The organism is Mesorhizobium sp. W067 (assembly GCF_054719525.1).
Window position 1 is genome coordinate 2821975 of record NZ_JBTTII010000001.1, and the last position, 25487, is coordinate 2847461.

Genomic DNA, 25487 nt, shown 5'->3' on the forward strand with positions numbered 1-25487 from the left:
CGCTTGGCGGGTCAGGCTGTCTGATGGGCCTTCTGGTTCTGGCCCGGCTCGCCCGTGGCGGCCTGGCTCAGGAAAGTCTGGATCTCGCTGTCGGTCGGCGCCGATGAGCCGCCATGGCGGGTGACGGAAAGTGCTGCCGCCGCATTGGCATAGCGCGCCGCCTCGAAGGGATGCACGCCGCGCGAGAGTGCACTGACGAAACCGCCGATATGGGTGTCGCCGGCGCCATTGGTGTCGATGGCATCGACCTTGAAGCCGGCAATGGTCTGCGTCTCGCCATTGACCAACCTCACGAAACAGCCCTTGGCGCCGGCGCGGATAACGACGCCTTCGGCCTTTGGGCAGTGGTCGGCGAGCAGCCGGGCGGCGAGTGCCTCGACATCGCCTTGCCCAGCGATCTCGACCGCTTCCGTCATGTTGCAGCTCAGCCATGTCGTACGGGCAAGCACCCGCGACAGGATGGGACGTGGGATATCCGCGATGACCGGCGTTGGATCGAAAACGAAGGGAATGTTTTCTGGCAGCGCCTCGATCCAGTCGGTCAGCGCGTCGCGGCTGCCGGAATAGCTCAGCGTATAGCCCGACGTGAACACCCAATCATCAGGCGCGACCACCACGGGCCTCATCATCTCGAGGCTGAGAATGCTCTCCGCACCGGGCCACGACACGAAGGTGCGCTCGGCATCCCCGGAGATCATGGCGACGCAATTGCCGCTGTCCATGACCGGCGATGGCGACGTCAGCGTTATGATGCCTTCGGCCGCAAACGCGGCGCGCAAAAAATCGCCATTCGGTCCGCTGCCGAGCTGGCCGCCGAACACCACCGTCATGCCGGTGCGGCTGGCCGCGACCATCATGTTGAAGCCGCCGCCGGCGACCTGCGCAAAGCTCGACGCGGTCTTCTCGCAGCCCGGCGCCGGCAAGGCGTCGATGCGGTAGACATAGTCGACGACGGCGCTGCCGATATGGACCAGACGCCCACTCATGCCGCGGCATCCTTGCTGGCCTTTGCCGTGCGCGCCGCGACGAGGTCTTCGGCAAGCGAGCGCACCTCCCCCATATCTATGCCGACGAGCCCGGCAATGTGTTGTTGCGGCAGTTGCGAAAAGCCGACGCAGGCGCCGGCCATGCCTGAGGCAATCGCGCCGATCGTGTCGGTGTCGCCGCCGAGATTGGCGCTGATGATTGCCGCTTGCCAGGGATCGCCCTGCGCGACTTCAAGCACGGCGAAAGCTGCCGGCACGGACTCCTGGCTGGCCACACCGGTGCCGACGAGATCGGTGATGAGCCCGATCGCATCCCGCATGGTCTTGCCGCGCACGAGCTCCTGCGCCCAGGCGATACGCGCGGCGATATCGCCACCAGTCACCCAATGTCCGAGCCTGGCGCCTCGCCGCGCGGCTGCTACCGCGCTGTCGGAAGCGGCACGCCAGTCGCCGCCGGCGATGCCACGGCTGACGGCGGCGGCGACGGCGGCAGCCGAGGCAATGGCGATCGAGGTGTTGTGCGTCGCACGGCAGGTCTCCGCCACCTTGGCGATAAAAGCATCGAACGGTTCCAGCGGCATCATTATGCCGACCGGCGCGATGCGCATGGCCGCGCCATTGGTGTCGCCCCGGATTCCCGCCTCTTCCGCCGGCACGCCGTCATTGATGGCGTCGATGGCGCGCTTGGTCGATGGTCCCAGCAGGTCATAGCTGCCGCGCGCCTTGACCTCGCGCTCCCAGTCGAGCAGTGCGTTCACCCAGCGCGCATGATCGAAGCGGTCGCCGGACTGAACCAGGATGCGGCCGAGCAGCAACGCCTGTTCGGTATCGTCGGTGATGGTGCCGGCAACGAGCCCCTTCGACACCGGATGATCGGCAAGCGGCGCCACGAAATCCTCGACATGGCCGTATAGCTCGGCGATCCGCGCCGGCGACAGAAGCTGCGTCGGCATGCCGAGCGCATCACCGAGCGCCCCACCGACAAGCGCGCCCATGGCGCGATCGAGCGTGTCGTCGGTTCTGTCCGGCATCGCTCAAAACCTCATATGCAGCGCGAAATGCGCCGGGTTGAGCAGGCTGGTTACATATTCGATCGGCCGGTCGTCGGCCGCACGCGTCAGCCGGCGTCCGCGCAGGAACGGCGTGCCTTGCGGGCAGCCGAGAATGGCGGCGTCTTCGGCATTGAGCATCTCGATGCCGACCCATTCCTCGCCATGGTCTGGGATGAGGCCGGCGCCGCGCAGCGTCTGGTGCAGCGAGCCTTCGCGCAGGCCGCGCAGCGGCACGTCCTCCAGTTCGGGCGACAGCGGCAGGCGGCTGCGTTCGATGGAGATCGCATGGCCGTCGCTGGCATTGGTGCGCACCCGGTCGACGGCGATGAAGAACGGGCTTTCGATGCCAAGCAGCGCGGCAAGATCGGCATCCTCGATCACTTCAAGCCGCAGCGTCCGCGTCTCGGCATTGGCGCCGGCATTGGCCAGCGCCCGCGACCAGCCGATGGCGTCGTCGACCGGCTTGCCGTCGAAGGTGACGAAGGAGCCGATGCCGACTTTGGTGGTGATCAGCCCCCGGCTGGACAGCTCCTCGAGGCCCTTGCGGACCGTGTTGCGGCTGACGGAAAAGCGCTGGACGAGTTCGTTCTCGCTTTGCAGGCGGTCGCCGAAGCCAAGCACGCCGGAGCGGATCTCATGTTCGAGAACGGTGGCGATCTGCTCGGGCTTGCCCGTGCCGGGAGACAGTTGAACCGCGCGCCGCTTCATATGGGTACCTGTTCAATAAACCTGTATAGTCCTGTTCGATATTGGAGTTGAAGGGCGACGTCAACGATATATTTGGATTCACGCATATGCGTTGTGCTCAGGTGCCCCGGGCATCGTTTGTTCGCATGGCGACGCTAACCGCGCAGGGCGTCCCGTCTCCGAGACAGAGCGGGGGCAGCGCTTCCCTCAGGCGATTAGCCTTGCGCTCACACGAAGAAAAATTCCTCAATCCGTTGCTTGGCCGTCCGCAGCGCTGGCAGGATATCCCGCTCCATCGCATCGACGGAGAACCGCGCCGACTGCGTCGAGACGTTGATCGCCGCCACGGTCTTGCCGGCGCGGTCATAGATCGGCACCGCTATCGAGCGCAGGCCAAGTTCCAGCTCTTCATCGACGACGGCAAAGCCATCCGCCCTCGCCGCGTCGATGGCCTTGGCCAGCGCGGCGCGGCTGGTGATCGTCTTCGGCGTGCGCCGTTCGATCCTCGCCTCTGCAAGCAAGGCCTTCAGCTCATCCGCGCCCAGCCCCGCAAGCAGGACGCGCCCCATCGAGGTGCAATGCGCCGGCAGCCTGGTGCCGACATCGAGCGAAACGCTGAGGATGCGGCGGCCAGGAATGCGCGCGACATAGACGACTTCCTCGCCCGACAGCACCGCCGCGTTACAGGCCTCGTCGAATTGGCCCGCGACGTCGCGCATGATGGATGCCGCGAATGTCCACAGCGAGGCGCCGCCGAGCCAAGAGCGCACGATGGCGAGCAGGCGCGGCGAGAGCGAAAACTGCCGGCCGGATTGCGTGGCATAGCCGGTGGCGGTCAGCGTCAGCAGGAAGCGACGCGCGCCGGCGCGGGTCAGCCCCGCCTCCTCCGCCATTTCGGTCAGCGTCATCCCGGCCGGATGCCGGGCCAGTATCTCCATGACTGCAAGGCCGCGCTCCAGCGAGCCGACATGGTCGCGCGTCTTTGCCTTGTCCTCCATGCGGCCTCCGCAAGACAATGCGCCGCCTTGACTCGTCTCGGCGGCGCGATGTAAAAATATCTCATACAAAACAAATGTTCGCAATACGAACTTTTTGAACTTCGGAGTTCTTGGCGATGGTCAATTTCCTGCCGCTCAAACAGGCCGTGGCTGAGAACCTGCATGATGGCGATACGGTCGCCTTCGAAGGCTTCACGCATCTGATCCCGACGGCGGCGGCGCATGAGGCCATCCGCCAGGGCTTTCGCGACCTGACGCTCATCCGCATGACCCCCGACCTGATCTACGACCAGATGATCGGCATGGGCATGGCCAAGAAGATCATCTTCTCCTATGTCGGCAATCCCGGCGTCGGCCTGCTGCGCCGCGCCCGCGACGCCATCGAGAACGGCTTCCCCCGGTCGATCGAGATCGAGGAGCACAGCCATGCCGGCATGGCCAACGCCTACGAGGCGGGAGCTGCCGGCCTGCCTTGCGCGGTGTTCCGCGGCTATCGCGGCGCCGGGCTGGCGGCAGTCAATCCCAACATCCGCTCGGTCACCTGCCCGTTCACCGGCGAGGTGCTTGCCGCCGTTCCTTCCATCCGACCGGACGTGACCTTCATCCACGCTCAGAAGGCCGACAAAAAAGGCAATGTTCTGGTCGAAGGCATTATCGGCATCCAGAAGGAAGCGGTGCTCGCGGCCAAGCGCGCCGTGGTGACGGTAGAGGAAGTCGTCGACAATTTCGACGACCTGCATCCCAATCTCACCGTGCTGCCGCGCTGGACCATCGCTGCGATCTCGGTGGTATCAGGCGGTTCGCATCCCTCGTACACGCACGGCTATTATGCGCGCGACAATGCCGCCTATCTCGAATGGGACGACATCGCCGCTGACCGTGAAAAATTCAAGGCCTGGATGCAGGCCAATGTCCTCGAACGCACGGCGGACGATTTCGCTGGCCGCGTAAAGCATCTGAGGAGCGCGGGATGAGCGGCTTTGCTCCCAATGAGATGATGACGGTTGCCGCCAGCCGAGCCCTGAAAAACGACGATGTCTGCTTCGTCGGCATCGGTGCGCCGTCGGCCGCCTGCAATGTCGCGCGGCTGACGCATGCGCCCGACATCACGCTGATTTATGAAAGCGGCACCATCGGCACCGCGCCCGATGTTTTGCCGCTGTCGATCGGTGACGGCGAACTTTGCGACACCGCCGTCACGACCGTCTCGGTGCCGGAGATGTTCCGCTACTGGCTGCAGGGCGGGCGCATCTCCATCGGCTTTCTTGGCGCGGCGCAGCTCGACAAGTTCGGCAACATCAACACCACTATCATCGGCGACTATGCGCATCCCAAGACCCGCCTGCCCGGCGGCGGCGGCGCGCCGGAGATCGCCACCTCGTCGAAGGTGATCTACATCACCATGGCGCAGTCCAAGCGCGGCATGGTCGAGAAGATCGACTTCTTCACCTCCTTCGGCCATGGCGATGGCGGCGACCATCGCCAGCGCCTCGGCATCGAGACATCAGGGCCGACGCTGCTGATCACCGACCTTGCCATCTGGAAGCCAGATCCGGTGAGCAAGGAATTCACCGTGGTGTCGTTGCATCCCGGCGCAACGCGGCAGCAGGTGCAGGACAGCTGTGGCTGGATCGTAAAGTTCGCCGAGGCGCTTGACGAAACGCCGGCGCCGACGGAACTCGAGCTGACGACATTGCGCGACCTGCAGGCCCGCACCAAGGCGGCGCATGAGGGAAGCGGAAAAGAAAAGGCCGCATGACATGACCGAGGCATTCATCTGCGATTACATCCGCACCCCGATCGGCCGTTTCGGCGGCTCGCTGTCGTCGGTGCGGGCCGACGATCTTGGCGCCATCCCGCTGAAGGCGCTGGTCGAGCGCAATGCCGGCATCAACTGGCAGGCTGTCGACGACGTCGTCTATGGCTGCGCCAATCAGGCCGGCGAGGACAACCGCAATGTAGCCCGCATGTCGCTGCTCTTGGCCGGGTTGCCCAAGGAAGTTTCGGGCGCGACCGTCAATCGCCTCTGCGGTTCCGGCATGGATGCGCTCACCATTGCCGCCCGCGCCATCAAGGCGGGCGAAGCCGAGTTGATGATCGCCGGCGGCGTCGAATCGATGAGCCGCGCGCCCTTCGTCATGCCCAAGGCCGAGACCGCCTTTTCACGCCATGCCGAGATCCATGACACCACGATTGGCTGGCGCTTCATCAACCCGCTGATGAAGAAACAATATGGCGTCGATTCCATGCCGGAGACCGGCGAGAACGTCGCCGAGGACTTCCAGGTGTCGCGCGCCGACCAGGATGCGTTTGCCGTGCGCAGCCAGGACAAGGCCGTCGCGGCACAGGCCAATGGCCGGCTGGCGAAGGAGATCACCCCGGTGACGATCCCGCAGAAAAAGGGCGATGCGATTATCGTATCGAAGGATGAGCATCCCCGCGCCGGCACCACGGTCGAGTCGCTGGCCAAATTGCCGACGCCGTTCCGGCAAGGTGGCACGGTCACCGCCGGCAACGCATCGGGCGTCAACGATGGCGCGGCGGCGCTGATCATCGCCTCCGAAGCGGCTGTGCAAAAACACGGCCTGACGCCGATCGCCCGCATCCTCGGCGGCGCTGCCGCCGGCGTGGCGCCACGCATCATGGGCATCGGCCCTGCCCCGGCGACACAAAAGCTCTGCGCCCGCCTCGGCCTGACACCGCACCAATTCGATGTCATCGAACTCAACGAAGCCTTCGCCTCCCAAGGGATCGCCGTGCTCCGTCAACTCGGCATCTCCGAGAATGCGGAGCACGTCAATCCGAATGGCGGCGCCATCGCGCTTGGTCATCCCTTGGGCATGTCGGGCGCGCGTATCACTGGCACCGCGGCACTGGAACTGCGCGAGCGCAGCGCCCGCTATGCGCTGGCCACCATGTGCATCGGCGTCGGCCAGGGCATCGCGGTGGCGCTCGAACGGGTTTGAGTTTGCACCGCCCTTAATAGGGCAAACCGACATAGTTTTCAGCCAGCGCGGTCGACGCCGCTTGCGAATGCACGAGATAGTCGAGCTCGGCTTCCTGGATGCGTTGGCCGAACTCGCCCGTATCAGGAAAGCGGTGCAACATCGTCGTCATCCACCAGGAGAAGCGTACCGCCTTCCAGACCCGCGCCAGCGCCTTGGCCGAATAGGCGTCAAGCCCGGCCTGCGATTTGTCCACATAGAATTCGCGAAGTCCGGCAAAGAGATAGCGCACGTCGCTGGCAGCGAGGTTGAGCCCTTTGGCGCCGGTCGGGGGCACGATATGGGCGGCGTCGCCGACCAGGAACAGCCGGCCGAAGCGCATCGGCTCGGCAACGAAGGAGCGCAGCGGCGCGATCGACTTTTCGAAGGACGGCCCGGTAACAACGGCGGCGGCAGTCTGCTCGGGCAGGCGACGGCGCAACTCATCCCAGAAGCGGTCGTCGCTCCAGGCCTCGACGCTCTCATCAACCGGAACCTGCACATAGTAGCGGCTGCGATGCGTCGACCGCATCGAGCACAGCGCAAAGCCCCGCTCATGGTTGGCGTAGACCAGTTCGTGATCGGCCGGCGGCACTTCGGCCAGCACGCCGAGCCAGCCGAAGGGATAGGTTCGCTCGAAGGTTTTCAGCGCCCGCCCAGGCGCCGATTTGCGGCTAGCGCCGTGATAGCCGTCGCAGCCGGCGATGAAGTCGCAGTCGATGCAATGGCTGACGCCGTCCTTGTCGTAGGTGACGTAGGGCGCTTCGCCATCGAAACCATGCAGCGCGACGTTGGCCGCCTCATAGACGGTGGTCAGCCCGGCCGCCTCGCGCTTGTCCATCAGATCGTGCGTCACCTCGGTCTGACCATAGACGGTGACATGCTTGCCGCCGGTCAGTGCCGTGAGGTCGAGCCGGTGCAGGCCGCCGCCGAACGCAAGCGAGATGCCGGCATGCAGCAGGCCCTCGGCATGCAGCCTTACAGCTGCGCCCGCCTGTTCGAGCAACTCGACGGTGCCTTGTTCGAGCACCCCTGCCCGCACCCGGCCAAGCACATGCTGCCGGCTCGAACGTTCGAGGATCACCGTCTCGACGCCAATGGTGCCGAGAAGCTGGCCAAGCAGCAGCCCGGACGGTCCGGAGCCGACAATGACGATCTTTGTGCGCATCAGTGTCCCAGGCTTTCGATCTGTCCGGCGAGTTCGGCGGCGAGCCGTAGCGCAGCCGCGGTCGCTATCGCCATTTGCGGCAAGAGCAGCCATTCCAGCGTCCAGGCAGCACCGGAGCGCTCCTGCTCATGCACCAGCGCCTGGTGCATGCCGGAAAGCTGGATGGCGTTGAAGCGCGCCAGCGTCACCAGCACTTCCGCCTTCACCGGGTTCTGCTTGTGCGGCATGGCCGACGAGCCGCCGCCGCCGAACAGCTTGATGTCGGTTCCACCTTGCGCCATCAACGCAACGTCCTGGCCGAATTTGCCGAGGCTGCCGGTGACAAGCGATAGCAGCCCGGCGAATTCGGCCAGCGCATCGCGCTGGCTGTGCCATTGCGGCGCATCGCCAAGGCCGAGTTTTGCGGCAAGGGCTGCGCGCACCGCAGGCCCCTTGTCGCCGAGCTTCTCCAGCGTGCCCGCAGCGCCGCCGAACTGCACCACGAGCAGGCGCCCGGATTGTTCCGACAGCCTCTGCTGATGCCTTTGCAGCGGCGTGCGCCACACCGCCACGCGGTCCGACGCCTGAATTGGGATCGCCGGCTGCATGCGCGTAATCGCTGTCAATGCACGGCTGCCAAAACGTTCTTCCAGCCCCACCAGCCGCAAAATGTTTTCAGTCAGCAGCAGGTCGAGATGTTCAATGAGCCGGCGCAGCCGAAGAACCAGGCCAGTGTCGATGACGTCCTGGCTGGTTGCGCCGAAATGCACGCCGGCGTCGTGCGGCGCGCCGACCGCTGCCTTCAACTGGCGCACCAGTTCGGGCACGATCACGCCATCTTTGGCCACACCGGCCCGCAGCCGCACGGTATCCGGCTTGTATGACAACAGGACAGGTACAATCGCCGCGGCGGCATCCGTGCCGATGATCCCGCTTTCGGCTTCCGCTTGCGCCAGCGCGCGCTCGAAATCGAGCATGGCGGCGATTTCCGCATCCACCGAAAAATGCCGAGCCGCCTCCTCGTCGCCGAGCAGGCCGGAAAGCAGCGGATGGTCGAAGGGCGATACGGTCATGTGCTGGTTTCCTCCGTCAGCTGTCGAAGAAGACCGTTTCCTTCTCCCCCTGGAGATGGACGTCGAAAATATAGTCGTCGCCTTGCCGCTCGGCGATCAGCGTCGGCACGCGCACCTTGTGCTCGATGCGGGCCAGGATCGGATCCTCGGCATTGGCCTTGGCCTCGTCGGAGAAATAGAGCCGCGTGTGGAGGCCGATATTGATGCCGCGGGCGACGATCCACAGGCTGATATGCGGCGCCATCAGCCGGCCGTCGCCATACGGCACGCGTCCCGGCTTGATCGTCTGAAAACTGCACAGGCCGGTTTCCATGTCGGTCGGCTGACGGCCCCAGCCCTGAAAATCCGGATCGGCATCGCCGCGCAATTCGGCCGGCGAATTGTAGAAGCCATTGGCATCCGCTTGCCAGATCTCGATCAACGCATCCCTGAGCGGCGTGCCGGTGCCGTCGAGCACGCGAATGCGCAAACCGATGCGGTCGCCCTTGGCGTTGTCGTTGAGCATCGTCGCGCCGAGGTCTGTCGGGTAGACGCCGCCGATACCGCCGAAATTCGGCGTCAGCCCGATATGCACGTAGGGCCCGGCGGTCTGCGACGGGCTCTCCTTCAGCCGGGTCAGCGATTGCGCCATCAATTGCCATCCGGACGGTTTTCGAACAGCGAGGCGCGGCGTCCGCGCAACACGATGTCGAACTTGTAGGCGCGCGCGTCGAACGGGATCGTCGCCTGCATGTCGAGCGCGGCGACCAGCGTCTCGATCGCCGCCCTGTCGCGGATGCCGCGAACGATCGGGCATCGCCAGATCAGCGGGTCGCCCTCGAAATACATCTGCGTGATCAGCCGCTGTGCGAAGCCGTGGCCGAACACCGAGAAATGGATGTGCGATGGCCGCCAGTCATTGGGCCCGTTCGGCCAGGGATAGGGACCGGGCTTCACCGTGCGAAAGGCATAGCCGCCATCGGCATCGGTGATGGTGCGGCCGCAGCCGCCGAAATTCGGATCGAGCGGCGCGAGATAGCCGTCCTTCTTGTGGCGGTAACGGCCGCCTGAATTGGCCTGCCAGAATTCGAGCAGCGCGCCGGAGACGCCCTGGCCGCGCTCGTCGAGCACGCGGCCATAGACGATGATACGCTCGCCGATTGCGCTCTCGCCGGGCTTGGCGAAGTTGTGGATCAGGTCATTGTCGAGTTCGCCCAGCATGGCGTGGCCGAACACCGGACCGGTGATTTCCGACGCCGTGTTGTCGAAGGCCAGCAGCGCCTTTTGCGGCGAGCGCAGCACTGACGTTTTGTAGTCGGGCGTCAGCGCCGGCGGATGCCAGCCGCGGTCGCGCTGGAAGAAGGCGCCGCTCTCGGGCCTGCGGTTCGAGCCGGCATCAGCTGGCATGGCCAGCCCTGCTTCCGTCCATTTCCGAAAACACCTCCTTGGCGATCCTGAAGGCGCGGTTGGCCGCCGGCACGCCGGCATAGATCGCGACATGCAGGAACGCTTCGCAGATATCGTCGCGCGACGCACCGGTGTTGGCGGTGGCGCGCAGATGCATGGCGACCTCTTCATCATGGCCAAGGGCGGCCAGCAGTGCCAGCGTCACGATCGAGCGTTCGCGCCTGCTGAAGCCCGGACGCGCCCACACAGTGCCCCATGCTGCCTCGGTGATCAGCTCCTGGAACGGTCGGTCGAAATCGGTGACGGCATCCTCGCTGCGATCGACATGCGGGTCGCCGAGCACCGAGCGCCTGACGGTCAGCCCGGTTCGGTATCTGGTTTCGTTTTTGGGCAGTTCATCCATGGGTCTGCTTTCTCAGGGGAAGCGCCGCGACGAAATCGCGGATCAGGGTGGTCAGCGCCTCGGGCTGTTCGACGCAAGGGATGTGCCCGGCGTCGCGAATGATTTCGAAACGTGCGCCTGGGATCAGATCGGCCAGCCAGCGGACGAGATCCGGCGGCGTCGAGCCGTCCTGGTCGCCAACGACGCAAAGCGTGGGCACCGCGATCGCCTGCGCGGCCTCGGTGAAATCCGCGTCACGCACCGCGGCGCAGGTGCCGACATAACCGGCGACGGCTTGCCGGGTCATCATGTTCCAGTAGCCGTCGAGCTCGGCGACACGGTCCGCGTGGAAGGCAGGCGTAAACCACATTTTGAGCACGGCATCGGCGATGGCCTGGATGCCTTTGCTTTCGACCGTTTCGATGCGGGTGTTCCAGCTGTCGGCCGTGCCGATCTTGTGGGCGGTGTCGCACAGGATGAGGCCGTCGACGATTTCGGGGCGCCGGGCATAAAACCCTTGCGCAATCAGGCCGCCCACCGACAGACCACACAGCACCGCATTGTTCAATTCGAAATGATCGATCAGGCCCGACAGATCATCGACATGCTCGTCGATCGAGCTGACGCCACCAATGTCGGACAGGCCATGGCCGCGCTTGTCGTAGACCAACGCAGGCATTTCGCCACCCAGTTCGGACAACACCTCGTCCCAGATGCGGAAGTCGGTGCCCAGCGAATTGATGAACACGATCGGCCGCGCATTTCCCTTCGCCTTGATATGGCGATGGTGCAGCGTGATGCCGCCAATGTTGACGAATTGCACGATTTCGATCCTCCGTGTTCACATTGCACAAGGCATTTGGTTTGGTAAAATGATATTTTCCGCCGTTTCATTAACTGCTAGGTTATGAGAACATGTCCGAAAGCCGCATAAGGTTCCGTCACCTGCAGGCATTCCTTGAGGTAGCGCGGCAAGGCAGCGTGGCGAGGGCGGCCGACTTTCTCCATGTCAGCCCACCGGCCGTGACCAAGACGCTGCGCGAACTGGAGGAGGCGCTTGGCATCGCTGTCGTCGAACGCGACGGCCGCGGCATCAGGGTGACGCGGCTTGGCGAAATCTTTCTCGGCCATGCCGGCACGGCGATCACGGCACTGAAGCGCGGCGTCGATTCCGTCCGCCAGGACGGCGCCATCAACCGGCATCCGATCCGCATCGGGGCGCTCCCGACAGTGTCGGCCAAGGTGATGCCACGCGCCATAAGCCTGTTCCTGAGTGAAAATACCGGTGCTGCGATCAAGATCGTCACCGGCGAGAACGCGGTCCTGCTGGAACAGTTGCGCGTCGGTGCGCTCGATCTCGTCGTCGGCCGGCTTGCGGCGCCGGAAAACATGACCGGCTTCTTCTTCGAGCATCTCTATTCCGAACCGGTGCTGTTCGTGGTGAGGGCCGGCCATCCGCTGCTGCAGCCGGGCCAGGACATCTTCGCCCGGCTCGATGAATTTCCGGTGCTGATGCCGACGCGGGAATCGGTCATCCGCCCGTTCGTCGACCGCCTGTTCATCACCAACGGCATGACGGCGCCTGCGACCGAGATCGAGACCGTCTCGGATTCCTTCGGCCGTGCCTTCCTGCGCCAAAGCAACGCGGTCTGGATCATATCGACAGGCGTCGTCGCCAACGAACTCTCCAGCGGCGCCTTCGTCGCCTTGCCCGTCAACACCGAGGAAACCAAAGGGCCGGTCGGCCTGACGATGCGGACCGACACTGCGCCTTCGCCGGCCTTCACCATCCTGCTGCAGACCATTCGCGAGGCGGCCAGCCAGAACGCCTGAGCACCTTTCGCCAATCTGGCGCAGAGCGGGCCTTCAGCCGTATTTCCATAACCTGTTGGTTAACGAAACACCGCAAAATATCATTTTACCAAACCAAACACCTAGGGCACTGTGACGATGGGAGGATCGAAATCGTGCCGTTATCGGCATTGGCGGCGTTCCGCTGCCGCCTCAAGGCCTGCCGGGGCGATCTCCGATCTTAAAGAACGGGCGGCATCGATTTTGAGCAGGCCGGCGGTGACCTCCAGGTGCCGTCAGGAAAGGGAGGAATACCAGCATGACCTCAAGCAAATCCGGCGTCTCGCGGCGCCAGTTCATCGCCACATCGCTCGCCGGCGGCGCGGCACTTGCGCTCAGCCGCGGCCAGGCATTCGCGCAGGCCGCCGACACGCTGAAGGTCGGCTTTGTCAGCCCGCGCACCGGGCCGCTCGCCGGCTTCGGCCAGACCGACGGCTATGTGCTCGATCTCGCCCGCAAGGCGCTCGCCAACGGCCTCGACATCGGCGGCAAGAAATACAGTGTCGAGATCATCGACCAGGACACGCAATCCGACCCGTCGCGCGCCGGCCAGCTCGCCAAGGACCTCATCAACAACCAGGCCGTCGACCTGATGCTGGCGGTGTCGACGCCGGAGGTGATCAACCCGGTCGCCGACGCCTGCGAAGCGGCCGGCGTGCCTTGCCTCTCCACCGTCATGCCGTGGGAGGCCTGGTATTTCGGCCGCGGCGCCAAGCCCGGCGAACCCTCGCCGTTCAAATGGACCTATCATTTCGGCTTCGGCGTCGACGAGTTCTTCCGGACCTACATCTCGCAATGGAACCTGATCGAGACCAACAAGAAGGTCGGCGTCATGTATCCCAACGACGCAGACGGCAATGCCATCCGCACCCATCTGGCGCCGTTGCTGGCAAAGCAGGGTTTCACCATCGTCGATCCCGGCGCCTACGAGACCGGCACCACCGACTATTCCTCGCAGATCGCGCTGTTCAAGCAGGAAGGCGTCGAGATCTTCAACTCCTTCCCGATCCCGCCGGACTTCGCCGCCTTCTGGCGTCAGGCTGCACAGCAAGGCCTGATCAAGCAGATCAAGATCTGCCAGGTCGCCAAGACCGGATTGTTCCCGTCCGACATCGAGGCGCTCGGCGATCTCGGCAACAAGATTTCGAGCGCCGCTTACTGGCACAAGGCCTTTCCCTACAAGTCGCCGCTGACCGGCGTTTCGGGAATCGAACTGGCCGACGGTTATGAGGCCGCCAGCGGCAAGCAGTGGACGCAGCAGCTCGGCGCCTCGATGTCGCTGCTCGACGCCGGCTTCGAGGCGCTGAAGGCAAGCACCGACGCCAAGGACAAGGCGGCCGTCGCCAAGGCGCTGAGCACGCTCAACACCGAGACCATGATCGGCAAGGTCGACTTCACCAGCGGCCCGGTCGCCAATGTCTCTCCCGGCCCGATCATCGGCACCCAATGGGTGGCGGCCAAGGAAGGCGGCAAATTCCCGCTCGACTACGTCGTGACCGAGAACGCCACCGACCCGAAGGTTCCGGTCGAGGCCAAGCTCCAGCCGTATAACGGCTGACGGACGGCTACGGGGATCGATCGTGAACGGTTCAGCAAACGCCGCGATCCTCCGCGCTGCCGGCATCCAGAAACGCTTCGGCGCGCTGGTGGTGCTCGACGATATCGACTTCGCCATGAATGCCGATGAGGCTGTCGGCATCGTCGGCCCGAACGGCGCCGGCAAGACGACGCTGCTCAGCATCTTGTCAGGCGCCTTCCCGCCGAGCGCCGGCACGGTCGTCTTCAAGGGCGGCGATGTGACCGCGATGCCGGCTACAGCGCGCTGTCGTCTCGGCCTGGTGCGCACGCACCAGGTGCCCAAGCCGTTCAGCGGCATGACCACGTTCGAGAACGTTTTTGTTGCCGCGTCGCATGGCGCCGGCCTCGCCCGCGACGAGGCCTATGAAGAGGCGCTGGAGTCGCTGAAACTGTGCGGCATGATGGGCGTGGCCAACCGGCGCGCCGAAACGCTCGGCCTGCTCGACCGCAAGCGGCTGGAACTTGCCCGCGCGCTCGCGGCAAGGCCTACGCTGCTTCTGCTCGACGAGATCGGCGGCGGACTGACCGATGGCGAAGCGAGCGAACTTGTCGATACCATCAAGGAATTGCGCCGCCGCAAGATCGGCATCGTCTGGATCGAGCACATCGTCCACATCCTGCTGCAGGTGGCAGAGCGGCTGATCTGTATGGACGCCGGCAAGATCATCGCCGATGGCGAGCCGCAAGCGGTGATGGCCGACCCCGAAGTCGTGCGCGCCTATCTCGGCGGAGGCCCGAAATGAGCCTGCTCGCAATCGAGAATCTGATCGTCCGCCATGGCCTGTTGCAGGCGGTGCGCGGTGTGAGCTTTACGATCGAGCGCGGCGAAACGCTGGCGCTGGTCGGCGCCAACGGCGCCGGCAAGACGACGCTGCTGCGGGCGATCGCCGGCGCCCATGAGCCGACGGCCGGCCGCGTGCTGCTGAATGGCGCCGATATCACCGGCGTTCCCTCGCACAAGCGCGTCGGCATGGGCGTCGCGCTGGTGCCGGAAGGTCGAAAACTGTTCGTGCAGATGACGGTCGAGGAGAACCTCCTGCTTGGCAGAACCGCCGGCCGTCCCGGCGACTGGAGCGTGGAACGAGTGCTCGACACGTTCCCCAATCTGAAGCCGCGCCGCCACGCCAAGACCGGGCATCTCTCCGGTGGCGAGCAGCAGGCCACCGCCATCGGCCGCGCGTTGATGAGCAATCCGGAGCTGCTGCTGCTCGACGAGGTCTCGCTCGGCCTGTCGCCGCTGGTGGTCGATCGCGTATACGCTTCGCTGCAAGGCCTGATCAGCTCCGGCACGACGATCATCCTGGTCGAACAGGACCTCAATCGCGCGCTCTCGGTCTCGGACAAGGTCATCTGCATGCTCGAAGGACGCGTCGCGCTGGAAGGCCCGAGCAAGGGCATGTCCCGCGATGAAGTGACGAAAGCCTATTTCGGCCTGCACAGAAAAAGCGCCGGGAGCGTGCCGGCATGAGCAACCAGATCGTCCAGGGCATCCTGCTCGGCGGCTACTACGCGCTGATCGCCTGCGGCCTCTCCTTCATGTTTTCGGTGATGCGCATAATCAACCTCGCGCATGGCAGCCTGGCCGTGTTTTCCGCCTACGCGCTGTGGTGGCTCGCCTCGCAATTCCATATCTCGCCCTTCGTCGGCCTGCTCATCGTGCTGCCGCTGATGGCGGCCATCGGCTGGGCGCTGCAGCGCTTCCTGCTCGAGCGCAGCGCCCGCGGCGGCGCGCTCCTGCCGATCCTGACCACGTTCGGCCTCGCCATCGTCATCGACAATGCGCTGTTCGAGCAGTTCGGCGCCGACACACGTTCGCTGGCGCCCTATATCGGCAGCCTCTCCTACGATTCCTGGGAATGGCCGGGCAGCATCTATGTCGGCAAGCTTGCCGTGATCATGTTCGCCGCCGCCGTCATATTGCTTGGCGGACTGCAGCTGTTCCTCACCCGCACCAGGCTTGGCCGCTCGATCCGCGCCACGTCGGAAGATCCCGACACGGCCGGTCTCGTCGGCGTCGATGCGCGCCGCGCCAATGCCCTCGCCGCCGCCATCGCCATGGTCACCGTTGGGCTGGCCGGCGCCTTCCACGCCATGCGCGCCACCTTCGATCCCTATACCGGCGCACCTCAATTGCTGTTCGCTTTCGAGGCGGCGGTGATCGGCGGCGCCGGTTCGCTATGGGGCACGCTGGTCGGCGGCATCGTGCTGGCGCTCGCCCAGACGCTCGGCGCGCAGGTGCATCCGCAAGGCTTCCTCATCGGCGGCCATGTCGCCTTCCTGATCGTGTTGTTCATCCGGCTCTCCACGTCCGGCCTTGGCCTGTGGGGCCTGGTGCGCCTGCCCGCGAGGAAGACGACGTGAGCGCGGTTTCGGCCTCCCCCGTGATCGAGCGCGGCACAGCTGCTTCGCGTATCTCGGCGATTGCGGTCGTTGTCATCATCGCGCTGCTTGGCATCGCGCCGCACTTCCTGTCGGCCGGCGCCGTCGACCGCCTGACCGCCTTGTTCATTTATGTGATCCTGGCAGCGATGTGGAACGCGCTGGCCGGCTTCGGCGGGCTGGTTTCGGTTGGACAGCAAGTGTTCTTCGGCCTCGGCGCCTATTTCGCCATCCGTCTGGCCGATGCCGGCCTCAACCCGTTCGCCTCGCTGTTCGTCTCCGCGATCATCGTCGGCGCGATCTCCTGGCCAATGTCGCTGTTCATGCTGAAGCTGAAGAACGGCGAGTTCGCCATCGGCATGTGGGTGATCGCGGCGCTCACCCATCTGCTGGTCAATCTCGACCGGCTGGTGCAAGGCGAGACCGGGACGTCGCTGATCTCGCTCAACATCTATGACGCCGGTTCCAGGCGGGCGACGATCTACTGGCTGGCGTTGGCCGCGATGACGGCGCTCCTTGCCATCCTGTTTAGCCTGCTGCGTGGCAGCACGGGTGCGGCCATCCGCGCCATCAGGGACAATGAGGAGGCCGCGGCATCGGTCGGCGTGCGCGTCACCGGAACCAAGCGGCTGCTCTTCGTGCTCGCCGCCTTCGGCATCGGCATGGCCGGCGCGCTGTGGTTGGCCACGTCGATCACCTTCCAGCCGAAAACCTACTTCAACGTCCAGTGGACCGCCTACATGATCTTCATGGTGCTGGTCGGCGGCATCGGCACCTTCGAGGGCGCCATTCTGGGTGCGCTGCTGTTCTTCCTCATCGAGACCTGGTTCGGCGGCACCGGCGTCTGGTATCTGATCGGCCTCGGCGCCACGGCGGTGCTGTTCTCGCTGTTCCTGCCGCGCGGCGTGTGGGGAACGCTGGAGGAGCGCTTTGGCCTGCGCCTGCTACCGGTCGGCTACCGGGTCAGGCTGCCGGCAAACGCCGGCGATAGTGACGCGACGCCTTCGCCGCAACAGGCCGCAACGCATAGTGAAAAGGCGTGACCATGCTGTTCGGCAAGACCATCCTCATCACCGGTGTCGCCTCTGGTATCGGCGCTCGCACGGCCGAACTTGCCGGCCAACTGGGCGCTGACGTGATCGGCGTCGATATGCGTGAACCGGCAGCATCGGCCGGCAGTTTCGTCAAGGCTGACATCTCATCCAAGGCCGGCGTCGACGATCTCCTCGGGCGCCTGCCGCAGCGCATCGATGCGCTCTGCAATGTCGCCGGCCTCCCCGGCAACACCGGTGCGGTGTCGACACTGGCCGTCAACTTCTACGGCCTGCGCGCGCTCTCGGAAGGCCTGGCACCAAGACTTCGTGAAGGCGGCACCGTAGTCAACGTCGCCTCGATCGCCGGCTATGGCTGGCGCGCCAATCTCAACCGCGCGGCATCGATGGTCGGCATCGAAGGCTTTCCCGATGTGGCGAAGATGATCGCCGACCATCAGGTGAAGAACGAGGAAGGCTATCCCGTTTCCAAGGAGCTGCTGCTGTTGTGGACGCAGCGCGCCGCACATCAGGACCTGTTCAGGAGCCGCGGCATCCGCGTCAATGCAGTGAGCCCCGGCCCGGTCGAGACGCCGATCCTCAAACAGTTCCGCAATGTGCTGGGTGACGCCCGCGTGGACAGCGACATCGCCAGGGTCGGGCGCGCCGGAACCTCGGGCGACATCGCGCCTGTCGTGCTGTTCCTGTGCTCGGACGGCGCACGCTGGGTCAACGGCGCCAATGTGCCGGTTGACGGTGGGCTTGAAGCATCGATCAATGCCGAGGTGCTCGGCTTCTAGACCATGATCCCGAAAAGTGGGAGCCGGTGTTCGGATCAGATCGTGGTCGATAATAGATAGAAAAGACGCTCCACGGCGAGCGAGGGAGAGAACAATGGACATCGGACTTCTGATCGACGGCGATAAAAGGGATGCCTCCGGCTCAGCCTCTTACGAGCGCATGGACCCGTTCACCGGCAAGCTGGCGACCCGCGCTGCCGCAGCCAGCATCGCCGACGCCAATGCCGCGGTCGAAGCCGCTGCTGCCGCTTTCAAGACGTGGTCGAAGACCGGTCCGGGCGAGCGCCGCGCTTTGCTGTCCAAGGCGGCCGATGTCATGGACTCCAAGGTCGGCGAATTCACCAAATTGATGATGGAAGAAACCGGCGCGACCGGCCCCTGGGCCGGCTTCAACGTCATGCTCGCCGCCAAAATGCTGCGCGAGGCAGCCGCCATGACGACGCAGATTTCGGGCGAGGTCATTCCCTCCGACAAGCCCGGCACGCTGGCCATGGCGATCCGCCAGCCGGCCGGCGTCTGCCTCGGCATCGCGCCGTGGAATGCACCGGTCATCCTCGGAACCCGTGCCATCGCCATGCCGATCGCCTGCGGCAACACGGTTGTGCTGAAAGCCTCCGAAATGTGCCCAGGCACACACCGGCTGATCGGCCAGGTGCTGGTCGAGGCCGGCCTGCCCAAGGGCGTCATCAATGTCGTCACCAATGATCCCAAGGACGCAGCGACAATCGTCGAGGCACTGGTCGCGCACCCTGCAGTCAGGCGTGTCAACTTCACCGGCTCGACCAAGGTCGGCAGGATCATTGCCGAACTCGCCGGCCGTCACTTGAAGCCGGCGCTGCTCGAACTCGGCGGCAAGGCGCCGCTGGTCGTGCTCGACGATGCCGACATCGACGCCGCGGTCAATGCCGCGACCTTCGGCGCCTACATGCATCAGGGCCAGATCTGCATGTCGACCGAGCGTCTGGTCGTCGATGAAAAGGTCGCCGACGAATTCGTCGCCAAGCTCGCCGCCCGCGCCGCGCAGCTGCCTGCCGGCGACCCGCGCGGCCATGTCGTGCTCGGTTCGCTGATCAGCGACCAAGCCGCCGACAAGATGGAAGAACTGGTTGCCGACGCCGTCGCCAAGGGCGCCAGGCTTGTGGCCGGCGGCAAGCGCACCGGAACCGTGGTCGAGGCGACATTGCTCGACCACGTGACGCCGGCGATGCGCGTCTATTCGGAAGAATCCTTCGGCCCGGTCAAGCCGGTGATCCGCGTCAAGGGCGAGGACGAAGCGGTACGTGTCGCCAACGATACCGAATACGGCCTGTCTTCAGCCGTGTTCAGCCGCGACATCCGCCGTGCCATGGCGGTCGCCGCGCGCATCGAAGCCGGTATCTGCCACATCAACGGCCCGACCGTCGGCGATGAGGCGCAAATGCCGTTCGGCGGCGTCAAGGGTTCAGGCTACGGCCGCTTCGGCGGCAAGGCCTCGATCGCCGAGTTCACCGACCTGCGCTGGCTAACCATCGAGGATCCGGGGCAGCACTATCCGTTTTGACTGCACCTTCTCCCACAGGGGGAGAAGGAAAGGAGCCCTCAGGGCCGTTGCCTGGCGAGCCAACGGATTCCCGCATCAAAACCCGGCAAGGCTCGAGCCGCGCGATCGGCGGCCCCTCCCGGAGTTGTAAATCGTTTGATGGTGGGTATTTTACCCCTCAAGCACATGCCGCCGGAAAGCGGCAAGTGGTTTTGGGACTACCACAAGTGCAAAGCAAAATACGCGATGCGGATCGCGCCGGGGAGGAATCGTCATGCCAAACAAGGCCTTGCCGCTGGTCATCAGCGCGCCGGAACCACGCACGCTCGACCTGATCTTCACCCCACCGCAGCTGGCGCGCCTCAAGGCGCATTACCGCGTCGTCGAGACGACGGCCGAGGGCGTGGCGAACTTGCCCGCCGACGTGCTGGCCGAAGCCCGCTATATTATCGGCCAGCCGCCGATCTCGCCCGAGACTTTGGACCAGATGCAGGCGCTGCGTTGCGTCTTCAATGTCGAGACCAACCTCATCAACAACATGCCCTATGAGACGCTGTTTGCGCGCGGCATCCATGTCGTCACCACCGGCCTCGTCTTCGCCGAGCCGGTGGCCGAGCTTGGCCTCGCCATGGCGCTCAACCTTGCCCGAAATATTGTCGATGCCGACCTCGCTTTCCGCAAAGGCGAGGAGCTGTGGGGCGGCGATGGCAATTTGACGGCGCGGCTTCTGTCCGGCGCCGATGTCGGCATCATCGGCTTCGGCGATCTGGGCCGTGCGCTGAACCGGCTGCTGTCGGGCTTTCGTACCCGCACCAAGGTCTTCGATCCCTGGCTGCCGCCATCGATCCTGATCGACAATGGCGTCGAACCGGCCTCGCTCGACGAGGTGCTGTCGACCAGTGACTTCGTCTTCGTCGTCGCTTCGGTGACCTCGGAGAACCAGGGTTTTCTCGGCACCGATGCTTTTGCCAGCATGCGCAAGGGCGCCGCCTTCATCCTGCTCAGCCGCGCCGGCGTCGTCGATTTTCCGGCCTTGATGGCGGCGGTGAAGAGTGGTCACATCCTTGCCGCCAGCGATGTCTTCCCCGAAGAGCCGCTGGCGGCGGACCATCCGGTCCGTGCGATCCCCGGCTTCCTGCGCTCCGCCCACCGCGCCGGCGCGCTCGACATCGCCTTCAAGCGCATGGGCGACATGGTTCTGGAAGACATGGACCTGATCGACCGCGGCCTGCCGCCGCTGCGCTCCAAGCGCGCCGAGCGCGAGACCGTGTCAAGGATGCGTTCGAAGCCGGCGGACAGGAACTAGTTATCGCGATAAATCCGTCTGAAATGGATTTCGGAGTTGGCCAAGCCGCGTTGTCATCGTCGCTCAGGATGACCGCAAGCGCGGGAACCTTTGCACGGCGATACCCCGCCAGGCCTGGCCGGCGGGGTATTGATTTGCGGATGACGTAAAAATCTGCGTGCTATCCGGCCGCGACGCCGGCAGCTGCGCGATTGGCCAGCACCAGCCCGACCTCGCCGACAACCTGCTCGACGCGCTTCAGGATGGGTTCGGCCCGCAGCACGCCGTCGGAAAAGTCCTTGTCCGTGGCATAGACCCCTGTCGGCAGCGTCAGCGCCTCGAAGAAGCCGAACAACGGCCGCAGCTGGTGCTCGACGATCAACGCGTGGCGATCGTTGCCGCCGGTGGCAAGCAGCACCATCGGCTTGCCGCGCAAGGAAGCGGGATCGAACAGATCGAAGAAGTGCTTGAACAGGCCGGTGTAGCTGCCCTTGTAGGTCGGCGACCCCACCACCAGCACATCGGCATTGACGACGCTGTCGAAGATTGCCCGCGCCTGACCGTCGAGATCGCGCGCCCATTTGGCAGCGCCAAGTGAGGGGCCGAGGTCTTCGATGTCGTAGGTACTCGCCGACAATCCATGCTGGCGCGCAATGTCCCTGACGACCTGGTCGACGAAGCCGCGCGTCTTGGACGGCCGGGTGAAATTGCCGGAAAACCCGACGACGGTTGGATTGGGCATATTCTGGCACCTCTTGCGCGGCGGGCAGGCCCGCTTCATACCGCATGTTTACAGGCTTGCGCCTGCCGCAAGAAGCAAATGACTGACCTTGCAGCACCATAGTGAGGAATTTTTTTCCGTTGCCCGCTCGTCTCAGGCCGCGAGAAGCGGGCCATAGGATTCCAGGTAGAAGCCGGGCGACCTTGCGCAGGTCCGCACCGCCTCCCTGGCGGCAACCGTTTCCTGCCACCGCAGCAGGCGCTCGCATTCGGTCGGCATGACGAAGCCCAGATATTTCTCAAGCACGCACAGCTGTTCGAACCAGGGATAGAAGGCGATGTCGGCGGCGCTGAATTCCGAGCCCAGCAAAAACCGTTCGTCCGCCCCTCGCAGGGCGAAGGCATGCTGTTCCACAAAGCGCAGATCGTCGGCAAGCTGGGCCTTGATCCGCTCATGAACCATAGCGTCGGAACTGTGCATCATGGTTGCCGTCCTGGCGTAAAGCTGCGTGTCGGCGAAGCTGATCCAGATGCGCGCCTCAGCGCGGGCATGAGCATCCCTGGGGAAAATCGGCCGTTCGGGGAATGCATCATCGAGATATTCGCAGATGATCGCCGACTCCCTGACATATTGCCCCTGATGGCGCAGCAGCGGCACCTTTCCCGTCGGCGTGAGTTTCAGGAACCACGCCGGCTTGTTGCGCAGATCGATTTCGATTTCCGTCGCCTGCAGGCCTTTCTCGGCAAGGGCGAGCCTGACACGGTGCGCATAGGGACAAAGCTGCGCGACAAAAAGCTCGATTGGCGGCATGAATAACTCCTGAGTTTCGTTATCGCCGACAAGCGGCCTGTCGGGGCATAGCTAGGTCCAGTAAGGCCGGCGCGCTATTCGACAGCGTCTGGATTGATTTATCGATCGTCTGTTTCTGGAGCGAAGCGTGGATCTCCTGGCTACCCTCATGCGCGAATTGCACTTCGCAGCCGCCGGGTACCGGCGCCTCGAACTGGCCGCGCCCTGGGCGATCTCGTTCAGCCAGGCTGGACTTCGCGGCATTCACGTCGTCATCAAGGGGCGATGCGAGGCGGTGTTCGGTGAGGAAGATGTCGAGCCTCTCGATGCCGGCGACCTGATCATTGCACCGCGCGCCGATCCGCATGTGCTGCGGTCGCCCGGCGCGCTCAAAAGCGCGAACGTCCCCGCCGCCGAACTGGCGACCCAAACCGCAGCCGGGCGTATTCGCAGCGGCGGCGAAGGCGAAAAGACCGTCATCCTGTGCGGCGCCTTCGCCTTTCGCGACGCCGACCATCCGGCACTTGCCGGCCTGCCGCGCATCGTTCACATCCGGGGATCGAATGGCCGTCTGCCCAAATGGCTGCGTGGCTATGTCGAGGCCTTGCTGGTGGAAGCGACCGACGAAGGTCCCGGCAGCGACGTAGTAATGGCTCGCCTGTCTGGGGCCATCGTCACGCGCGCCTTGCGCTCCGGTCTGGAAAGCATGGACAATCCAGGTTGGCTGAGGGGATTGCAGGACCCCGCGATCGCCAGAGCGCTCGCGACCCTGCATGAAGCCTATGGCCACGGCTGGACGATCGAGACCCTGGCACGCGCGGTCGGGCTCTCCAGGGCAACCTTTGCCGCCCGCTTTCGCGATCTCGTCGGCGAAGCGCCCATGGCCTATCTCTTCGGCTGCCGCATGCGGCAGGCTAGCCGGCTGCTGCACGAGGGCAAGAGCCTGGGCCAAGTCGCCGAGGCGGTCGGCTACAGCTCGGAAGCCGCCTTCTCCACCGCCTTCAGGCGCCACGCCGGCGTCTCGCCCGGCCAATTCAGGAAACGGAAGGATCTGTAAGGCAGAGCGATATTGGCGGCGGCCGCGCCTCGCGCTAGGGCTTTGCCAGCACTATGTCTGATCATATCCCGACGCGGTTCGCCGCCGCTTTGCCCAGGAGATGCTTCGTGCCCAAAGGTTCTGACCTGCTTGTTGCCGCCCTCGAGAATGAGGGCGTCGATCGCATCTTCGGCATTCCCGGCGAAGAAAACCTGGACGTCGTCGAATCCATCCGCAAATCCTCGATCCAGCTCATCCTCACCCGTCATGAGCAGGCGGCGGCGTTCATGGCCGCCACCCATGGCAGGCTCACCGGCAAGCCAGGTGTGTGCATCACCACGCTGGGACCCGGCGCCCTGAACCTGACGACGGGTGCCGCCTATGCGCTGCTCGGCGCCATGCCGATGATCATGATCACCGGGCAGAAGGGCATCCGGTCGTCGCGCCAGGCCCGCTTCCAGATCGTCGACATCGTCGCCGCGATGAAGCCGCTGACCAAGCTGTCACGCCAGATCATCTCGGCGAAGACCATTCCCGCCGTGGTGCGCGAAGCGTTTCGGATTGCCGAGGAGGAGCGTCCGGGGCCGGTGCATCTGGAACTGCCCGAAGACATCGCGGCCGAGGAGTGCGACGATGTCGCGCTGATCCCGCCGCATCCGGTCGAGCTTCCGCTGGCCAGCCCGCTGGCGCTCGACCGTGCCGCTGAGATGATCATCAAGGCGAAACGTCCGCTGGCGATGCTGGGCGCCGCCGCATCGCGGCCGCGCTCGACCTCCGACCTCGCCCAGTTCGTGATCAGGACCGGCATCCCCTATTTCACCACGCAGATGGGCAAGGGCACGGTGCCCGGCGGCACCGAACTCTACATGGGCACCGCCGCGCTCTCCGAGCGCGACTATGTGCATGAGGCCATCGAACAGGCCGACCTCATCATCACTATCGGCCACGACACGATCGAGAAGCCGCCCTTCATTATGGGCGACAAGGGACCGAAGGTGATCCATGTCGGCTACCAGCCGGCCAATGTCGAGCAGGTCTATTTCCCGCAGACCGAAGTGGTCGGCGACATCGGCGCTTCGCTCAGGCTGCTTGCCGACCGGATCGAGGGCAAGATCCCCAACGCGCAGGCGCTACTGCCGCTGCGCGAAGGGATTTTGAGCCGCATTGCCGCCCGCGCCACCGAAGACCGTTTCACGCCGCAGCGTCTGGTGCATGACGTGCGCGCGGTGATGCCGGCCGACGGCATCCTGGCGCTCGACAACGGCATGTACAAGATCTGGTTCGCGCGCAATTACCGCACGCGCGTCGCCAACACTTTGCTGCTCGACAACGCCCTGGCCACGATGGGCGCCGGCCTGCCGTCGGCGATGACGGCCGCGATGCTCTATCCCGCACGCCGCGTCATGGCGATCTGCGGCGATGGCGGCTTCATGATGAACAGCCAGGAACTGGAAACCGCCGTCAGGCTGAAACTTAACCTCGTCGTGCTGATCATCGAGGACAATGCTTTCGGCATGATCCGCTGGAAGCAGGCGGTCGACCAGTTCCCCGATTTCGGCATGACCTTCGGCAATCCCGATTTCGTCAGATATGCCGAGGCCTATGGCGCCAAGGGAACCAGGGTCGGCGCCGTCTCAGAAATACAATCGACGCTTGAACAGGCTTTCGCCGGCGGTGGCGTCCATCTCGTCGTCGTTCCGATCGACTATTCGGAGAACGAGCGCGTGCTGGTCGAGGAACTGCGCCACCGGTTGCCGGCGCCACCGGAGGCCTGACGGTGGAGTAGATACCGCCGCAGCAGCG

At 64.7% G+C, this 25487-nt stretch carries 26 protein-coding genes; 14 read left to right on the plus strand and 12 right to left on the minus strand.

Annotated features, from left to right (window positions below; translation table 11 throughout):
• Positions 1–11: 11 nt before the first annotated feature.
• From ACYG97_RS13850 to ACYG97_RS13865, 4 genes are all read right to left on the minus strand, one after another.
• Entirely contained in the window at positions 12–986 is a 975-nt protein-coding gene (locus tag ACYG97_RS13850) for a PfkB family carbohydrate kinase (RefSeq protein ID WP_023733150.1), read from the minus strand.
• Positions 983–2017: an ADP-ribosylglycohydrolase family protein gene (locus ACYG97_RS13855; RefSeq protein WP_023733151.1), complete on the minus strand. Its 1035-nt coding sequence runs from the start codon at positions 2015–2017 to the stop codon at positions 983–985. Before ACYG97_RS13855 ends, ACYG97_RS13850 begins: the two co-directional genes overlap by 4 nt.
• 3 nt (positions 2018–2020) lie before the next feature.
• Positions 2021–2746: a GntR family transcriptional regulator gene (locus ACYG97_RS13860; RefSeq protein WP_006202773.1), complete on the minus strand. Its 726-nt coding sequence runs from the start codon at positions 2744–2746 to the stop codon at positions 2021–2023.
• 206 nt (positions 2747–2952) lie between these two features.
• A complete protein-coding gene (locus ACYG97_RS13865) occupies positions 2953–3723 on the minus strand; it encodes an IclR family transcriptional regulator domain-containing protein (protein WP_023733152.1) in 771 nt (256 codons plus the stop codon).
• Positions 3724–3839: 116 nt separating this feature from the next.
• Here ACYG97_RS13865 and ACYG97_RS13870 point away from each other — a divergent pair, with 116 nt between their 5' ends.
• From ACYG97_RS13870 to pcaF, 3 genes are read left to right on the plus strand one after another with little or no spacing between them, the layout of a single operon-like run.
• Complete coding sequence (locus ACYG97_RS13870) at positions 3840–4697, plus strand: CoA transferase subunit A (RefSeq protein WP_023733153.1); 858 nt, start codon at positions 3840–3842, stop codon at positions 4695–4697.
• Positions 4694–5482, plus strand: coding sequence for a CoA-transferase subunit beta (locus ACYG97_RS13875; protein WP_023733154.1), 789 nt, complete (start codon positions 4694–4696; stop codon positions 5480–5482). The genes ACYG97_RS13870 and ACYG97_RS13875 overlap by 4 nt, the downstream gene beginning before the upstream one ends.
• A gap of 1 nt (position 5483) precedes the next feature.
• Positions 5484–6689, plus strand: coding sequence for a 3-oxoadipyl-CoA thiolase (gene pcaF, locus ACYG97_RS13880; RefSeq protein ID WP_023733155.1), 1206 nt, complete (start codon positions 5484–5486; stop codon positions 6687–6689).
• 13 nt (positions 6690–6702) lie between these two features.
• On the opposite strand, the gene pobA is transcribed toward pcaF, so the two are convergent.
• From pobA to pcaD, 6 genes are read right to left on the minus strand one after another with little or no spacing between them, the layout of a single operon-like run.
• Positions 6703–7875, minus strand: coding sequence for a 4-hydroxybenzoate 3-monooxygenase (gene pobA, locus ACYG97_RS13885; protein WP_023733156.1), 1173 nt, complete (start codon positions 7873–7875; stop codon positions 6703–6705).
• Positions 7875–8927 carry a 3-carboxy-cis,cis-muconate cycloisomerase gene (locus ACYG97_RS13890; RefSeq protein ID WP_023733157.1) on the minus strand — a complete coding sequence of 351 codons (1053 nt, stop codon included), beginning with the start codon at positions 8925–8927 and terminating at the stop codon, positions 7875–7877. Before ACYG97_RS13890 ends, pobA begins: the two co-directional genes overlap by 1 nt.
• 16 nt (positions 8928–8943) lie before the next feature.
• Entirely contained in the window at positions 8944–9558 is a 615-nt protein-coding gene (gene pcaG / locus ACYG97_RS13895; RefSeq protein ID WP_023668155.1) for a protocatechuate 3,4-dioxygenase subunit alpha, read from the minus strand.
• Positions 9558–10313, minus strand: a complete 756-nt coding sequence (gene pcaH, locus ACYG97_RS13900) for a protocatechuate 3,4-dioxygenase subunit beta (protein WP_023733158.1) — start codon at positions 10311–10313, stop codon at positions 9558–9560. The genes pcaG and pcaH overlap by 1 nt, the downstream gene beginning before the upstream one ends.
• A complete protein-coding gene (gene pcaC, locus ACYG97_RS13905; RefSeq protein WP_023733159.1) occupies positions 10303–10716 on the minus strand; it encodes a 4-carboxymuconolactone decarboxylase in 414 nt (137 codons plus the stop codon). The genes pcaH and pcaC overlap by 11 nt, the downstream gene beginning before the upstream one ends.
• Positions 10709–11518: a 3-oxoadipate enol-lactonase gene (gene pcaD, locus ACYG97_RS13910; RefSeq protein WP_023733160.1), complete on the minus strand. Its 810-nt coding sequence runs from the start codon at positions 11516–11518 to the stop codon at positions 10709–10711. The genes pcaC and pcaD overlap by 8 nt, the downstream gene beginning before the upstream one ends.
• Before the next feature lie 92 nt (positions 11519–11610).
• Between pcaD and pcaQ the strand changes: the two genes are divergently transcribed.
• The 9 genes from pcaQ to ACYG97_RS13955 all read left to right on the plus strand — a co-directional run bounded on the left by pcaQ (position 11611) and on the right by ACYG97_RS13955 (position 21159).
• Positions 11611–12528 carry a pca operon transcription factor PcaQ gene (gene pcaQ, locus ACYG97_RS13915; RefSeq protein ID WP_023685275.1) on the plus strand — a complete coding sequence of 306 codons (918 nt, stop codon included), beginning with the start codon at positions 11611–11613 and terminating at the stop codon, positions 12526–12528.
• Positions 12529–12805: 277 nt separating this feature from the next.
• Positions 12806–14104: an ABC transporter substrate-binding protein gene (locus ACYG97_RS13920; RefSeq protein ID WP_023733161.1), complete on the plus strand. Its 1299-nt coding sequence runs from the start codon at positions 12806–12808 to the stop codon at positions 14102–14104.
• An 88-nt stretch (positions 14105–14192) separates the two neighbouring features.
• Entirely contained in the window at positions 14193–14867 is a 675-nt protein-coding gene (locus ACYG97_RS13925; protein ID WP_460221627.1) for an ABC transporter ATP-binding protein, read from the plus strand.
• The gene (locus ACYG97_RS13930; RefSeq protein ID WP_023733163.1) at positions 14864–15592 is read left to right on the plus strand and encodes an ABC transporter ATP-binding protein; all 729 of its coding nucleotides are present in this window, start codon (positions 14864–14866) and stop codon (positions 15590–15592) included. The genes ACYG97_RS13925 and ACYG97_RS13930 overlap by 4 nt, the downstream gene beginning before the upstream one ends.
• Entirely contained in the window at positions 15589–16485 is an 897-nt protein-coding gene (locus ACYG97_RS13935) for a branched-chain amino acid ABC transporter permease (protein WP_023733164.1), read from the plus strand. The genes ACYG97_RS13930 and ACYG97_RS13935 overlap by 4 nt, the downstream gene beginning before the upstream one ends.
• The gene (locus ACYG97_RS13940; protein ID WP_023733165.1) at positions 16482–17546 is read left to right on the plus strand and encodes a branched-chain amino acid ABC transporter permease; all 1065 of its coding nucleotides are present in this window, start codon (positions 16482–16484) and stop codon (positions 17544–17546) included. Before ACYG97_RS13935 ends, ACYG97_RS13940 begins: the two co-directional genes overlap by 4 nt.
• A gap of 2 nt (positions 17547–17548) precedes the next feature.
• Positions 17549–18334, plus strand: coding sequence for a coniferyl-alcohol dehydrogenase (locus ACYG97_RS13945; protein WP_023714837.1), 786 nt, complete (start codon positions 17549–17551; stop codon positions 18332–18334).
• 94 nt (positions 18335–18428) lie between these two features.
• Positions 18429–19874, plus strand: coding sequence for an aldehyde dehydrogenase (locus ACYG97_RS13950; RefSeq protein ID WP_023704670.1), 1446 nt, complete (start codon positions 18429–18431; stop codon positions 19872–19874).
• A gap of 253 nt (positions 19875–20127) precedes the next feature.
• On the plus strand, positions 20128–21159 hold the full coding sequence (locus ACYG97_RS13955; protein ID WP_023733166.1) for a hydroxyacid dehydrogenase: 1032 nt from the start codon (positions 20128–20130) through the stop codon (positions 21157–21159).
• Between the two features lie 160 nt (positions 21160–21319).
• Here the strand turns inward: ACYG97_RS13955 and msuE are convergent, their stop codons facing one another.
• Both msuE and ACYG97_RS13965 read right to left on the minus strand, forming a co-directional pair.
• Entirely contained in the window at positions 21320–21880 is a 561-nt protein-coding gene (msuE, locus tag ACYG97_RS13960; protein ID WP_023704668.1) for an FMN reductase, read from the minus strand.
• A gap of 132 nt (positions 21881–22012) precedes the next feature.
• On the minus strand, positions 22013–22669 hold the full coding sequence (locus tag ACYG97_RS13965) for a glutathione S-transferase family protein (protein WP_023704667.1): 657 nt from the start codon (positions 22667–22669) through the stop codon (positions 22013–22015).
• A 127-nt stretch (positions 22670–22796) separates the two neighbouring features.
• On the opposite strand from ACYG97_RS13965, the gene ACYG97_RS13970 reads away from it, so the two are divergent.
• Together ACYG97_RS13970 and ACYG97_RS13975 are read left to right on the plus strand one after the other, a co-directional pair.
• Entirely contained in the window at positions 22797–23705 is a 909-nt protein-coding gene (locus tag ACYG97_RS13970) for an AraC family transcriptional regulator (RefSeq protein ID WP_196813859.1), read from the plus strand.
• 107 nt (positions 23706–23812) lie between these two features.
• Complete coding sequence (locus tag ACYG97_RS13975) at positions 23813–25459, plus strand: acetolactate synthase large subunit (protein ID WP_023704665.1); 1647 nt, start codon at positions 23813–23815, stop codon at positions 25457–25459.
• Positions 25460–25487 lie beyond the last annotated feature (28 nt).